The sequence below is a fragment of the Gemmiger formicilis genome, assembly GCF_018784445.1.
Taxonomy (GTDB): domain Bacteria; phylum Bacillota; class Clostridia; order Oscillospirales; family Ruminococcaceae; genus Gemmiger.
The window spans coordinates 26,214-40,633 of sequence record NZ_WQOH01000052.1; the positions used below are offsets into that span (position 1 = coordinate 26,214).

Consider the following 14,420-nt stretch of genomic DNA (forward strand, 5'->3'; position numbering starts at 1 on the left):
CCACAGATAGAGCAAAAATCGACAACTCAACTAACCATGCGGTTGCAATAGCAAAAATGAGCTTATCTGACAAACTAATAAAAATGATTGAAGGCTTCTTATTTATCTAAGGTAGGCGTTGGATTTACATTTTCTTGATTCAGAGACTCTTCAGCATCATCTGTGTGATCATGAGTCTCTATATACTTTTTGACAAATCGATTATCAGACGAATGTCTTCCGCGAAGGGTACATTGATTGTTTCTATAATATACTGCCATTATAGAATTGATTTCTGAAATAGTTAAGCCCTGCAGATGTGCGGTGAAGAAATTCATAAATCCATCAGCGGAATCAAAACCAGAAAAATTTGGAATCTTTTTGACCATCAAAAGAGAGAATTCGCCAAGATCAAAATCAGGAGAGTCCTTAACGGCATTATATAAAATTTCAGAATCTATAGATTGTTGTATGGCAGGGGCTTCCTTAAAGAATGTATAAACCGATTTTTCGCTTCTTGGATAAAATGTATGATAATATTTTAAATGATGTGGCACACTAAAAAATTGATCTACTATGTATGCAAAGATGTTTTGATTTTCTCTTACAATATCCATTATAATAGGATAATCCATAATAATTTTAATTAATGCATTTTTCCGTGGGGAAGAGTTTTCAAGTGAACTAACCGGGATTCGCAAAAAAGTGTCTAGTATCGAATCTTCTTTAAATACAGCCTGAAAACCGTGTCTTAGTATGTAACCAGTCATTACATAGGCAAACGCATATAAACCGTAGATGTTTTCAATACACTTTTCATCTTCGGATACAAATAGGAGCCGTATAAATGTTTTGTACGATTTCTTTAGTGAATCATACGTCATACGTTTTAGGTATTTATTCTCTATGTTGGCTTTTATAGACTCATCAAACTGGCTATCAGAAATATACGATATAGAATTTGTGTAGTTCTCTACATCTGCTTGAGCAATAGAAAACAGATCCATAATAAACGGGGCTTTAACAGATAAAATATGATCATACATTGAACATATTAACATTCTGGCATGATAGTCACTGGGAATATACAAAGTATTATCATCAACTTTAAGATGAGCACATTTGTTTCTACAAATTTTCAAATAATCTATATCCTCAATAAACCTATTAAAATATAAAGGACAATTATCCTTGAAAAATTGAATGATTTCGTTTTCAACCTTTGAGTACTTTTCGTCATCCGCTATCATCGCATTAATGTCTGTAAGCTTTTTATTAGCTTTGCTATCACCTTCATTTGCCATGGTTTGCAATTTCATAAACAGATCGTAGATAACAAAAGAGTATAACAAAACAATTGTTGCGCGGTAATTTTGACTATAATATGATTGCAGAATTTCTTTGAAATAAGAGCGAGAATCTGGGTTATCAAAGACGCTCAAGTCTTTTTCATCAAAAAGCATATTTTTACCTCATCAAATTATATTGTGTAAAAGAAGAATGGATAGTATGTCTAAAACGCTTATTCCTTAATCATACCATATCCGAATTAGTATCTATATATTACGCTACAAAAAAGGTAGGAAGTTATAAAGAAAAAGCAAGAAGCTACTTTTGAAAGCGGCACAAAAGGGTTCCCCTAATATCGTTCCATGAGTTCCATCTTAACCTTTACCCCTCCGTATATTCGCTTGGTGTCTTCCCATAAAATTCTTTGAACTTCCGCGAGAAGAAGTAGGGGTCATCAAAACCTACGGCGGCAGCTACTTCCTTGACATAGACCTGCTTATTACTGCGGATCATCTCACCGGCGCGTTTCATGCGCACCTCGTTGATGTACTGGAACAGGCCGATGCCGGTCTCTTTGGAGAACAGGCGGCTCAGATATTCCCGGTTCAGCCCTACATAGTCGGCGATGCTGTCCAGCGTCAGCTTGTCCATATAATGCGCGTTTACATAGATGATGACGGCCTGCACCTCTTTTTTGAATTTGCTCAAGGCAATTTTGCTAAGTCCCATGCGCTCCTGCAAAATCAAGCAGAGCAGTTGTTCAAGAGCCTCCGCGGTGGGGGCTTTTTCTATTTCTTTAAAGGTTTGCTCCAGTGTCTCCTGCGGAATCATATTCTCGCCGGGACGCTCCAGCAACAGATGGCAGGCTTCACGGACGCGCTGCGGCGGCATACAGAGTGCCGCACAATTCTGGAAGAAAGTATGAACAGCAATCTGCATCTGTAATTCATCGGCATTTTGCACTGCTGCTGCGGTGGCCTTGGACAGTTCTGCCTGAGAGACATGGAAGGGTTGGGCGGTAACTGTGTGTGCCGTTGCCTTTATGGGAGCACTGCACCCCACATAAAAGGCGAGCGCCTTAGAATCCTCACACAGCTGGTAGCCCTGGCGGAGTTCAGCCAGTGAAATGGGCTTGTCGTGGTAGATGATGACCGGGGCATCCAGAAAATATGTTGTGACCTGCCGTTGCAAGCGGGCAAGTTTCTTATCCAGAGTACGCCCGGAGGCTACAAGGCTTTCATTGCTGATCAGCCCACAGATTTCATCCTCATGGGTGTGCAGAAATACTTTGCCGCTGATTTCATCGAAAACCTCGGTAATTAAGTCAGTCACAGCATCCAGCGCGGGCATAGGATGAGTTTTTGCGGGAATTAAAGTGACGGTAAACAGCCGGATAGGAAAGGACAGCGGTTCCGGCAGCATGGAAAACGGATTAGAAGCAGGGGAGGGTTCAGCAGTGGACGTTACCCATTGGGCGCAGTGAATCAGGGCATTCTCCTTTTTCTGCGCTTCAATGGCAAAGGATCGGTGGTCCTCCTCCGTCTGGCGCTGCTGCTGGACACGAAGCAAATCGGCCATCTTTTCCAGATGCTCACCGATGCTTTCCCCGTTCATATTGATTTTCAGGAAGTAGTCATAAGCGCCGTCCGTTAGGGCTGTGCGCACGGAATCGAAATCGGAATAGTTGCTCAATACCAGAATCGGTCCGATAAAGCTGCGCTTTTTCAATTCATGAATGAGCGCAAGCCCATCCATGCCGGGCATTTTCAAGTCCGTGATAACCGCATCAATGTGCTGTGTCTCTACAATGTGCAGCGCTTCCTGCCCATTACTGGCTGTTGCCGCCAGCAGGAATCCGTTCTTGCCCCACTCCACGGCGGACTGGAAAGCAACCTTAATCAGTGGCTCGTCGTCTACAAGCAATAAATTATACATTGTGTTACCTCAACGAATGGCTTCATTTGGAATACGGAGAATACATTGTGTGCCGGTGCCGGGGGCACTTTCAATCGTAAGGCCGTATTCATTTCCGTAGTGTAGACGCATACGTTCATCTACGTTGCTTAATCCGATGCCGGAGAAGCGCTCAGAATTTTTCTCCTTGATGGCACTGGGGTCAAAACCGCAGCCGGTATCGGAGATATGAATGGTAAGCAGATTCTCGCTCACGGTGGCACGGACGGTGATGGTGACAAAATCATCTTCATCCGCCGTGCCGTGCAGGATGGAGTTCTCTACAAGCGGCTGCAAAATAAAGCGCGGCACAGTCCAGTATCCGGCAGCATCTTCAATTTGATATTCCATCTCAAAGCGCCCTGCGTAACGCAGCTGCTGGATGTCGCAGTAGTTCTTCAGGTTGCGCAGCTCATCGTCAAACGGAATCAGTTCATCCTTTTTAATAAGGGTGCTTTGCAGCAGGGAAGAGAGGGCATCAATGCCGTGGCTGACCGGGGTGACGTGATTGAGTGTGGCAATCCACTTTAAGGTGTTCAGGGTATTGAACAGGAAGTGCGGGTTGATTTGATATTGCAGAGTCTGCAATTCCAACTCGCGCATTTTGCGCTGATCATCGCTCCAGCGCTGCGCCAGCAGACCAATTTCGTTGACCATGTTGTCGATGGTGCGCGCCAGAAATCCGAGCTCGTCGGGGCTGGGATCATTGATTTTCAGCCCGATTTCCTCATCGCTTTTCGCATTGCAGGCGGCAACCATATTATCAATGGGGTGCATGACGCTGCGGTAGACAAGCAGTGTCAGGAACAAACTGACAACGACCAGCACTGCGGCCAGCGCAATAAGCATCATATTGATGGTTCTTGTGCCGTTGGTAATGTAGGCCTGCGGAATCGTGGCCACCAGATATACATTATAGGTGGTGTTGTATTTGAAAATCGTCAGCGTATCTACGCCGTTCAGCTCACATAAAAAGTTGTTTTCACCCGCCTGCCGAAGCGCCGTGATCTGCTGGAAAATCGGGTCATCGGCCAAATCTTCTCCCAGCAGTTCCGCGTTCTGAGAAGAAACCACATTGCCGGCAGCATCAATCAGCAGGAAGTTGGACCCCTCGCCAAAGGAAACATCAGTAAATATGTAGCGACTCAGCTGGGATTCGTCAATGTACAGCATGATATACCCCAGCGGCGTGCTGGTGTGGTGCATGTCATAGATTTTACGGCCAATGACAATTTTATCGTTGGCGCGGTAAGTGTGGATGTATTGCAGACTATCCTGTGGAGAAGCGGCTTCAATATTATCCAGCAATTCATTAAAACGCTGGGGTGTAATATCGTCATAGCCCAAATCGTAGATGACTGTGCGGTCATTGGAAACGACGCGGATGTTTTTAAGGTGTGTGCTCTGAAAAGGAATTGTGACGATCATTTCACCAATACCGCTCACAATATCACTCGTAAGGGGGTGCCCATTATTGATAGATGCGACACCATTCTGTACAGTATCAGATACGGAGATGGAACCTATGTAGTCGCTATAAATGCCAAGCTGGGTAGACATATTATTATTGAGTAGTTCGATAGATTGTAAGGCAGCCTGTTTGACCTTTTCGTTCATGGATTGGGTGTATGCATGGTAAGAAAAAATACCAATCGTGATGACGGGAACAAGAGAAATAATCAAAAATGTCACAAACAGACGGGTGCGAAGTTTGATTCGTCGCAACACATTTGGGAAAAACTCACGCGTTTTTTGTGCATTTAGTGACATATATAGGCCTCCGTTTGTGCAAAGTGACTACAATCTATCCATACATTACCTGAATTATAAGGGCAACGACAGAAAAAGTCAATAAAATCCATCTTTAAGTAAAGGGAATACATTTATCAAATCCGGCTTGCCCGATATAATAAGAGTGCAATCAGGGAACGACAGATGAGCCGCATCCCAAACAAAGAAGGAATAATTTTTAGGAGGAAAACCATGAAAAAAGCAATCAGCATGATGCTTGCCACTGCAATGGCAGCTACCTGTCTGGCAGGCTGCGGCAGCGCAGCATCTTCCAGCGCAGCAGCATCCAGTGAGGCCGCTTCTTCCGAAGCAACGTCCACCGCTACCAGCGAAGCCTCTACCGGTGAGAAGACCTTTGAGAACAATGAACTGAACATCGCGGTGTTCGAGGGCGGCTACGGTTCCGAGTACTGGGACGAAATCATCAAACGCTTTGAGGCCGCTTATCCCGGCGTTACTGTCAATATGCAGATCAGCCCGAAGATCGGCGACATCATCCGCCCGCAGATCGTGGCAGGCAATGTTCCCGACTTCATCTCGATGAACGACAACGACTCCACCGGCCTGATTTCCTCCATGGTTAAGGAACATGCACTGATGGATCTGTCCGATGTCTTTGAGGAGGGCGGCATTGATGATGACACCCCGCTGAAGGATCAGGTCATCGATGGCCTGCTGGATTCCGCCAAGTGCTCTCCTTACGGCGACGGCAAGATCTACATTGCCCCGTTTGATGCCAGCCCGATGGGTCTGGTTTACAACAAGACCCTGTTCGAAGAGAATGGCTGGGAAACGCCTGTGACCTGGGATGACTTCTTTGAACTGGGCGAAAAGGCCAAGGAAAAGGGTATCGCGCTGTTTACCTATCAGGGCATCTACCCCGGCTACCTCGAAAGCATGCTGTGGCCTGCGCTGGCTTCTGCCACCGGCATCGACAACATGAAGGCAATCGCCTCCTACACGCCCGGCTCCCTCAGCTCTGATGAGGCCCTCAAGGTCTTCCAGAACATGGCAAAGATCGGCACCGATGGCTACCTGATGGATGGCACCGTTGCTCTGAACCATACCCAGAGCCAGACTGACATGATGATGAACAAGGCTCTGTTCATCCCCAACGGCAACTGGATGGAAGGCGAAATGGCCGATGCTCCCCGTGCTGACGGCTTTGAGTTTGGTCTGACCTGCGCACCCGTTCTGGATGACGGCGAAACCCGCTATGTTATGAGCTCCGTTGAGCAGTTTGAGATTCCTGCCAACGCCAAGAACCCCGAACTGGCAAAAGAGTTCCTGCGCTTCCTGTACACTGAGGATTCCGTTAAGCTGTTCGCAGAAAAAGCCAACGGCATCTACGCTCTGAAGAAGGCCAACGAGATGGTCAAGGGCATCGTTACCGATGGTGTCTACAACATGAACGACATCTATCAGGAAGGCACGTTCATGGTCTTCGGTTGGGATGCAATGCCCGACACCAGCAAGGTCGTTATCGCTGATTCCGTCTTCAATGTTGCCAGTGACGTTATGAATGGTGACATGACTGCCGAGCAGTGGCGTGACGGCATCGAGGCTGCTTTCGAGGAGATTGCTGCTTCCAAGTAAGCTGAATTGCTGAATTTCCACTAACCAAAATAAGATTGGCCCTGCCGAGTAAACGCCATGCGAACTTGGCAGGGTTCTTTTTAAGGGGGAAACTTGTTTGAAAAACCGCCAAAATCGCCAAAAAAAGGCGCAGCCACTTCCCATACTGTTTATCTGCATCAGCGTTCTGCCTGCCGTGATCCTAACTCTTATGTTCACGATCTGGCCTACGGCGCAGGCATTATATCTTTCTTTTACCAATGCGACCTCTCTGGGGCTTAACAACAAATTTGTGGCACTGGATAACTATATCTATATGTTCCACGACAAATCTTTCATTCAAGCACTTATAAACACAGCAAAGTTGATGGCGGTTGTTCCCGTTATCACAATTTTCTGTAGTCTGGTGCTGGCATTCGTTTTGAACCAGTGCAAGCTGAAAGAAATGGTCTTGTATCGCACGCTTTTCTATTTCCCGAACATCGTTTCTCTGACCGTTGTAGGTATTATATGGAGTTTTGTGTTCCACCCAAATGTGGGCATCGTCAATAAGATTCTCGGTGCTGTCGGGCTGGAGAGCTTGCAGCGTTCCTGGCTGGGCGACAGCAAGACTGCGCTTTGGTGCATCGCGTTCACGCTGCTGTGGCAGGCTGCCGGTTACTATATGGTCATGCACATCGCGGCTATGGACGGCATTTCGCCGGAAATCTACGAGTCCGCAACGCTGGACGGTGCCAGCGCATGGCGCAAGCTCATCAGTATTACGATGCCTCTGATGAAAGATATTATTGGCATCACCTTTGTTCTGGCACTTTCCGGCACCATCAACCTGAGTTTTGTGCTTTCGCAGGTCATGACTGGCGGCGGTCCTAACGGTGCATCCAGCGTTCTGCTGCAATATATGTACACGCAGGGTTTTGTCAACGGCAACTTTGGCTATGCCATGGCTATCACGGTCTTTACGCTCGCCATCTCCGTGGCGCTGTCCATGCTGTCCCGCAAATTGACCGATGCTTCCGAAGGAGGTCAGTAATATGACACAAAATGAAAAAAGCAAAATCAGAGCAAAGGTCATCAAGTGGGTGACGCGCCTGTTCCTGATTTTGGTTGCCATTATCATGCTGTACCCTCTGGCGTGGAACGTCGTTTCTTCGTTCAAAACCAGTACAGAGTTTCTGACGGACCCCTTTGCATGGCCGCAGGGCTTCGCATGGGATAACTACGTCCGCGCTTATGAAAAATCTAACCTTGCTGCCAACATCGGCAACTCGATTTATGTCGTGCTGGAAACACTGGTCATTATTGTGATCTGCGTTGTGCCGTGTTCTTACTGCCTTGTGCGGTATAAGTTCCCCGGCGCGAAGCTGATTTTGAACATCTACATGGCGGCCATCTTCATTCAGGCCACTTATATTATGATTCCGCTGTTCTTGCAGATGAACAAGCTGAACCTGCTCAACAGCCTGACGGCGCTGGGTGTACTGTATGCAACGATGCAGTTCCCGTTCGCAATCTTCCTGCTGACCGGCTTCCTGCGCAGCATCCCGCGTGATTATGAGGAGGCAGCCATGATCGACGGCTGCGGCCCGTTCCGTATTTTGACGAGCATTATCATTCCTATGTGCAAACCCGGTATCGTGACGGTCTGCATGATCTCCGCTATGGCAGCATGGAACGAGTACCCGGTGGCTCTCGTTATGGTTACCGATCCGACCAAGGCTACGCTGCCTGTCGGCCTTGCCAACCTGTATGAGATCCAGCGCTACGCTACCGACTGGGGCGCGCTGTTCGCAGCCCTCGTGCTGGCACTGATTCCCACTGTCATCCTCTTCATCGTCGGCCAGAAGCAGCTCGTGCAGGGCTTGAGCGTCGGCGGCGTTAAGGGCTAAATAAAATCGAATAGGTTAGGAGAACCGATATGCTGCCCCCGAAACATTGCAACATCAATTTGACCGGCCCAATACCCCGCTGGGATGAAGCAATTCCACTGGGGAACGGCATACTCGGTTCTCTTTTTTGGGGGCCGATGGAGCACCTGCGCATTTCCGTGGACATTGCCGGACTGTGGCTGCGCCGCCGCCCGGAGGAAAAACTCGATAAAGAATTTACTTATGCAAAACTGGTAGAGCTTGCACGGAAAGGCGATGTGGCAGAAACACGCCGTATCTTTGATACGCCCTATGCCCGCCCGACACCTACAAAAATCCCCGCGGGACACTTGTTTTTGGATGGACTGCCGCGGGGCAGCTATCAGGCAAGCCTTGATTTGGGCACGGCGGTGGCATTCTTTTCGCAAAAGGGTACAACCATTCTGCGCGCCTTCCTCTGTATGGGGCGGCCTGTGGGAGTGCTGATGCTGCCGGAAACATACCGGGATGTGACCCTTACGGTGGAGCGCCCATCTTTCGGCGATGGTACACAGGCAGCCGAAGCAGGAAACAGCGTATCCCCCGGCAGCCTGCGGCAGCTCGCCCTGCCGGAGGCTGTCCCTGAAACAGGGAACGGCATGACCGGCTTTACCCAAAAGGTCGATGATAGAACTGCCTATACGCTGCTCTGCAAAAAATGCGGCACAACGCTGTATTATACCGCCGTGCAGGCAGAAAACGTAGAAAAAGCAAGCCGACTGGCGAAGCTTGAACTATGTGCAGCGGAAGATATGGGTGCAGAGAAGCTGCTGCAACAGCATAAACGCTGGTGGCAGCAATACTGGGGCAAAAGCAGTTTGCAGCTGCCGGATGAAACACTCGAACAGCTTTGGTACCGCGCCAATTACTTTTTGGCAGCGGGTTCCGAGCCGGGCAATGCCCCGATGCCGCTGCAAGGGGTATGGTGCGCGGATGACGACCGGCTCCCACCGTGGAAAGGGGATTACCACAACGACCTCAACACCCAATTCACCTATTGTCACTACCTGACTGCCAACCACCCGGAGCAGGGAAAGGTTTTTCTCGACTATCTCTGGTCACTTCGCCCGCAGGCGGCAAAGTTTGCCCGTGCATTTTACGGCACAGCAGGGGAGTGCCTGCCCAGTGTCATGGACATTGACGGCGGAGCGCTCGGCGGCTGGCCGATGTATTCCCTGTCACCGACCAATCAAATCTGGCTCTGCCAGATGTTTTATGAATACTACCGCCTGACGGGGGATAAAGAGTTTCTGCGCACCCGTGTGGAACCTTACTTTACCGCCACGGCAGCCTGCCTGGAAGAACTTCTCCAAGAAGGCCCGGACGGAAAGCTGGTTTTACCGGTCTCGTCCTCACCGGAAATTCACGATGATGAGGCAGCCTCATGGCTGACTCCTAACAGCAACTATGATTTGGCGCTGCTGCACTATCTGTTCCACACTCTGGTACAGATCGAGTACCAGCTTGGCAAGCCACGCGGCCATTGGCATGCAATGGAGGCTAAACTTGCTCCGTTGAGCGTAGATACAGAAACCGGGCTGATGCTTTCGCCCAATGAAACCTTGCAGGAAACGCACCGCCATTTTTCCCACGCTATGGCAATCGAGCCGCTGTGTATGCTGCGCTATGAAAATCCGCAGGACCGCAGCGTAATAGATGCAACAGTAGATCACCTTGTACACCTCGGTAGTGGGCAGTGGGTAGGGTTTTCTTTCGGTTGGATGGCACTTTTGCAGATTGCCCGCAGCAATGGAAATGGTGCTTTGTATGAGCTGCACCGCTTCGCAGAGCATTTCCTGAGCCGGAACGGATTTCATTTGAACGGCGACTACAAAAACAGCGGCGTTTGTGATTTCCACTATCGCCCCTTTACGCTGGAAGCGGATTTTCTGGCGGCACACGCAGTACAGAAAATGCTGTTGCGTTCCGAAAAGAATCATATCGAGGTTTTACCGGCCTGCCCGCAGGGCTGGAAAAATGAACCTGTTGCATTTCAGAATTTGCGGGCAGAAAATGGTCTGCTGATTTCTTATCAGCAGACAGCAGACGGCAAGCACAGCCTTACCGTAAAAGCAACACAGGACGGAAGCTGGTATCTTTGCAACACGCATTGCTGGGTCACCTTGCAGGCCGGACAAACTCAATCTTACCAATGGACGGAGGAAAACAAGAAATGAATACCAAAGGTCGTGTAACGATTCCCACCGATATGGACGCAGTACCCGAAACCCTCGCCTTGCTCAAGCGCTGGGGCGCGGATGCCATCCGCGACTGCGACGGCACCGAATTCCCGCAGGAGCTGAAGGACACCGGCGCCAAGATCTACGCCACCTACTACACCACCCGCAAGGACAACGCCTGGGCTAAGGCAAACCCCGATGAAACGCAGCAGTGCTACATTATGACCCCGTTCTATACCGCTGCGGACGGTGCGCTGACCATCCCCCTGATGACGGGCATCAGCCGCGAGCTGATGAAGGTCAACGACCACGATGATATTGCCCGCTGGTGGGAGGTCATAGATCGCACGACGGGTGAGCCTGTCCCCACCGCCGACTGGCACTATGATGCCGCCAGCGAAAGCGTTGCCATCGATGCCCCCGCTGCCTACCATGAGTACACGGTCAGCTTTTTGGCGTACCTGATCTGGGACCCCGTCCACATGTACAACTCGGTCATCAATGACTGGAAGGATGTCGAACACCAGATCCCGTTCGATGTGCGCCAGCCCAAGACCCACGCCTACACGATGCGCCGCCTGCGCGAATATCTCGAAAGCCACCCCTATGTCAATGTCGTTCGCTTTACGACCTTCTTCCACTTGTTCACGCTGGTGTTTGACGAGCTGCGCCGCGAGAAGTATGTGGACTGGTACGGCTATTCTGCCTCCGTTTCTCCCTACATTCTGGAACAGTTTGAAAAAGAAGTCGGCTACAAATTTCGCCCCGAGTTCATCATCGACCAGGGCTACTATAACAACCAGTACCGCGTGCCCAGCAAGGAATACAAGGATTTTCAGGCATTCCAGCGCCGCGAGGTCGCCGGGCTGATGAAGGAAATGACCGACATCGTCCACGCCTACGGCAAGGAAGCCATGATGTTCCTGGGCGACCACTGGATTGGCTGCGAGCCGTTCATGCCCGAATTCCAGAAGTCCGGCGTGGATGCCATTGTCGGCAGTGTCGGCAACGGCAGCACCCTGCGCCTGATTTCCGACATCCCCGGTGTCAAGTACACCGAGGGCCGCTTCCTGCCCTACTTCTTCCCCGATACCTTCCACGAGGGCGGCGACCCTGTGCGCGAGGCCAAGGAAAACTGGGTCACCGCGCGCCGCGCCATCCTGCGCAAGCCCATTGACCGCATCGGCTACGGCGGTTACCTGAAGCTGGCCTGCGAGTTCCCGGAATTTCTCGATTATGTCGAGAGCGTCTGCAACGAGTTCCGCGAGCTGTACGAGAACATCAAGGGTACCACGCCCTACTGCGTCAAGACCGTGGCTGTTCTGAACAGCTGGGGGCAGCAGCGCGCCTGGGGCTGCCACATGGTCCACCATGCGCTGTACCAGAAGCAGAATTACAGCTATGCGGGCGTTATCGAGGCGCTGTCCGGTGCGCCGTTTGATGTGAAGTTCATCAGCTTTGACGACATCAAGGCTGACCCGAAGGTGCTGGACGGCATTGACGTCCTCATCAACGTCGGTGACGGCGACACCGCCCACACCGGCGGCAAGGTTTGGGAGGATCCGGATGTTTCCGCTACCGTCAAGGGCTTTGTCCATCGCGGCGGCGGTCTGATCGGTGTCGGCGAGCCGGGCGGCCATCAGTATCAGGGCCGTTATTTGCAGCTGGCCGCGCCGCTTGGCGTGGAGAAGGAAACCGGCTTTACCTTGAACTACGACAAGTACAACTGGGACGAGCACCGCGACCACTTTATTCTGGCCGACTGCCCCGACCATGACGTGGACTTTGGCGAGGGCAAAAAGAGTATCTTCGCGCTGGAAGGCACCGAAATCCTCATTCAGCGTGACAAAGAAGTCCAGATGGCCGCCCACGAATACGGCCAGGGCCGCGGCGTCTATATCAGCGGTCTGCCCTACAGCTTCGTGAACAACCGCGTGCTGTACCGCGCCATTCTGTGGGCCGCCCACGATGAAGCTGACCTGCACAAGTGGTTCAGCACGAACTACAACGTGGAAGTTCATGCCTACGTCAAGAACGGCAAGTACTGTGTGGTCAACAACACCTACGAGCCGCAGGATACCACGGTTTACACCGGCGACGGCAGCAGTTTTGACCTGCATCTGGACGCCAACGAGATCAAGTGGTACAGCATTGAGGGGTAATAGAATGAGAACACCCGAAGAACAGATCCGCTATGCAGCCTCTATCACGCCAAGCCTGCGCCAGTTGGCATGGCAGCAGCTTGAATTTTACGCCTTTACCCATTTCGGCATGAATACCTTCACGAACCGCGAGTGGGGCGACGGCACCGAAGACCCGGCGCTGTTCAACCCCGATGCGCTGGATGCCGACCAGTGGGTTGCCGCAGTCAAAAGTGCCGGCATGAAGGCGCTAATTTTGACCTGTAAGCACCATGACGGCTTCTGCCTGTGGCCGAGCGCCTACACGGAGCATAGCGTCAAGAACAGCCCGTGGAAAGACGGTAAGGGCGATGTTGTGCGCGAAGTCTCGGATGCCTGTCGGCGCGGAGGTATCAAGTTTGGCGTCTATCTCTCCCCGTGGGATCGCCACGATGCACGCTATGGGCAGGGAAAACCGTATGATGATTATTTCGTTTCCCAGCTGACCGAGCTTGCAACAAACTATGGTGATATTTTCTGCTTCTGGTTTGACGGGGCCTGCGGCGAGGGCAAAAACGGCAAAAAGCAAATTTACGATTGGGAACGCTACTATGCAGTGCTGCGTAAATTGCAACCGAATGCGGTTTTGAATGTCTGCGGCCCCGATGTGCGCTGGTGCGGCAACGAGGCAGGGCATTGCCGGAAAGCTGAATGGAGCGTGGTTCCCGCAGAGCTGCGGGATGCAGAGCGCACGGCATCCAAATCGCAGCAGGCGGATGACGGAAAATTTTCCCGTAAAATTGACTCTCAGGACGAGGACATCGGCAGCAGAGCGGTTATCCGCAATGCAAGAGAACTTGTCTGGTATCCGTCCGAGGTGGATACCTCCATCCGAACAGGTTGGTTTTACCACCCGGAGGAGGACACTGACGTGCGCACGGCAGGCGAATTGCTGGACATCTATCTGGATGCCGTCGGTGCGAACGCCAGCCTGCTGCTGAACATTCCGCCTGATACGCATGGGCGTATTGCCGCGGCGGACTGCGCCAGCCTTGCGGAGCTGGGTGCTAAAATCCGGCAGATTTTTGCCGACAACGTAACAGAAAAGGCGGAAATTACGGCAGATTCTGCGATTGCGCAGCACCCCATCACACAGGCTGTGGACGGTATGGCAAATACCTATTGGCAGGCTGCCTACGGACAAGAATCCGATACGATTACTTTGAAATTCCCGGAGCTGCAGAAGGTTTCCTGTGTTGTGCTGGGCGAGCATCTTCCAACGGGACAGCGCATAGAAAGCGGCGAGATTTGGGCAGACGGAAGCAAGGCTGCCGAATTTACGGTAGTGGGACATAAGCGTATCTGCCGCTTTACCCCCGTGGATGTGCAGACGCTTACCATAAAGATCACCGCTTCTCGCACGGAACCAACTCTGCGGCTGCTGGAAGTCTATCAGTAAGGATGCAGGCAAAAGAGGCGTGCTGCGTTGCTGCGGCACGCCTTTCCCTGCCAAAATATAGATGAGGGGTTGGTATGGATAAACGCCCTAATATTATCCTGCTTATGGCAGACCAGATGCGCGGCGATTGCCTTGGTATTGCCGGACACCCGGATGTAAAAACACC

The 14,420-nt window shown here is 50.9% G+C and carries 10 protein-coding genes; 7 read left to right on the forward strand and 3 right to left on the reverse strand.

Annotated elements, in window-relative coordinates; translation table 11 throughout:
- Positions 1-98: 98 nt before the first annotated feature.
- The 3 genes from GPK89_RS12660 to GPK89_RS16650 all read right to left on the reverse strand — a co-directional run bounded on the left by GPK89_RS12660 (position 99) and on the right by GPK89_RS16650 (position 4,668).
- On the reverse strand, positions 99-1,442 hold the full coding sequence (locus GPK89_RS12660; RefSeq protein ID WP_078785187.1) for a hypothetical protein: 1,344 nt from the start codon (positions 1,440-1,442) through the stop codon (positions 99-101).
- Positions 1,443-1,650: 208 nt separating this feature from the next.
- Positions 1,651-3,204, reverse strand: a complete 1,554-nt coding sequence (locus tag GPK89_RS12665; RefSeq protein WP_215693610.1) for a response regulator transcription factor — start codon at positions 3,202-3,204, stop codon at positions 1,651-1,653.
- 9 nt (positions 3,205-3,213) lie between these two features.
- Positions 3,214-4,668 carry a sensor histidine kinase gene (locus tag GPK89_RS16650; protein WP_337614932.1) on the reverse strand — a complete coding sequence of 485 codons (1,455 nt, stop codon included), beginning with the start codon at positions 4,666-4,668 and terminating at the stop codon, positions 3,214-3,216.
- Positions 4,669-5,205: 537 nt separating this feature from the next.
- On the opposite strand from GPK89_RS16650, the gene GPK89_RS12675 reads away from it, so the two are divergent.
- The 7 genes from GPK89_RS12675 to GPK89_RS16655 all read left to right on the forward strand — a co-directional run.
- The gene (locus GPK89_RS12675; protein ID WP_215693613.1) at positions 5,206-6,609 is read left to right on the forward strand and encodes a carbohydrate ABC transporter substrate-binding protein; all 1,404 of its coding nucleotides are present in this window, start codon (positions 5,206-5,208) and stop codon (positions 6,607-6,609) included.
- 97 nt (positions 6,610-6,706) lie between these two features.
- The gene (locus GPK89_RS12680) at positions 6,707-7,621 is read left to right on the forward strand and encodes a carbohydrate ABC transporter permease (RefSeq protein ID WP_252261664.1); all 915 of its coding nucleotides are present in this window, start codon (positions 6,707-6,709) and stop codon (positions 7,619-7,621) included.
- 1 nt (position 7,622) lies between these two features.
- Positions 7,623-8,477: a carbohydrate ABC transporter permease gene (locus GPK89_RS12685; protein ID WP_215693616.1), complete on the forward strand. Its 855-nt coding sequence runs from the start codon at positions 7,623-7,625 to the stop codon at positions 8,475-8,477.
- A gap of 29 nt (positions 8,478-8,506) precedes the next feature.
- Positions 8,507-10,672, forward strand: coding sequence for a glycosyl hydrolase family 95 catalytic domain-containing protein (locus tag GPK89_RS12690; RefSeq protein WP_215693618.1), 2,166 nt, complete (start codon positions 8,507-8,509; stop codon positions 10,670-10,672).
- The gene (gene gnpA, locus GPK89_RS12695; protein WP_215693620.1) at positions 10,669-12,837 is read left to right on the forward strand and encodes a 1,3-beta-galactosyl-N-acetylhexosamine phosphorylase; all 2,169 of its coding nucleotides are present in this window, start codon (positions 10,669-10,671) and stop codon (positions 12,835-12,837) included. The genes GPK89_RS12690 and gnpA overlap by 4 nt, the downstream gene beginning before the upstream one ends.
- A 4-nt stretch (positions 12,838-12,841) precedes the next feature.
- Complete coding sequence (locus GPK89_RS12700) at positions 12,842-14,254, forward strand: alpha-L-fucosidase (RefSeq protein WP_215693622.1); 1,413 nt, start codon at positions 12,842-12,844, stop codon at positions 14,252-14,254.
- Positions 14,255-14,328: 74 nt separating this feature from the next.
- Positions 14,329-14,420, forward strand: a 92-nt coding sequence (locus GPK89_RS16655) for a hypothetical protein (RefSeq protein ID WP_346344860.1), incomplete at its 3' end; no start/stop codon positions are given.

Coding starts and splice junctions, on each gene's coding strand:
- GPK89_RS12660 (WP_078785187.1), bottom strand. CDS start 1,442: ATGCTTTTTGATGAAAAAGACTTGAGCGTCTTTGATAACCCAGATTCT.
- GPK89_RS12665 (WP_215693610.1), bottom strand. CDS start 3,204: ATGTATAATTTATTGCTTGTAGACGACGAGCCACTGATTAAGGTTGCT.
- GPK89_RS12675 (WP_215693613.1), top strand. CDS start 5,206: ATGAAAAAAGCAATCAGCATGATGCTTGCCACTGCAATGGCAGCTACC.
- GPK89_RS12685 (WP_215693616.1), top strand. CDS start 7,623: ATGACACAAAATGAAAAAAGCAAAATCAGAGCAAAGGTCATCAAGTGG.
- GPK89_RS12690 (WP_215693618.1), top strand. CDS start 8,507: ATGCTGCCCCCGAAACATTGCAACATCAATTTGACCGGCCCAATACCC.
- gnpA (WP_215693620.1), top strand. CDS start 10,669: ATGAATACCAAAGGTCGTGTAACGATTCCCACCGATATGGACGCAGTA.
- GPK89_RS12700 (WP_215693622.1), top strand. CDS start 12,842: ATGAGAACACCCGAAGAACAGATCCGCTATGCAGCCTCTATCACGCCA.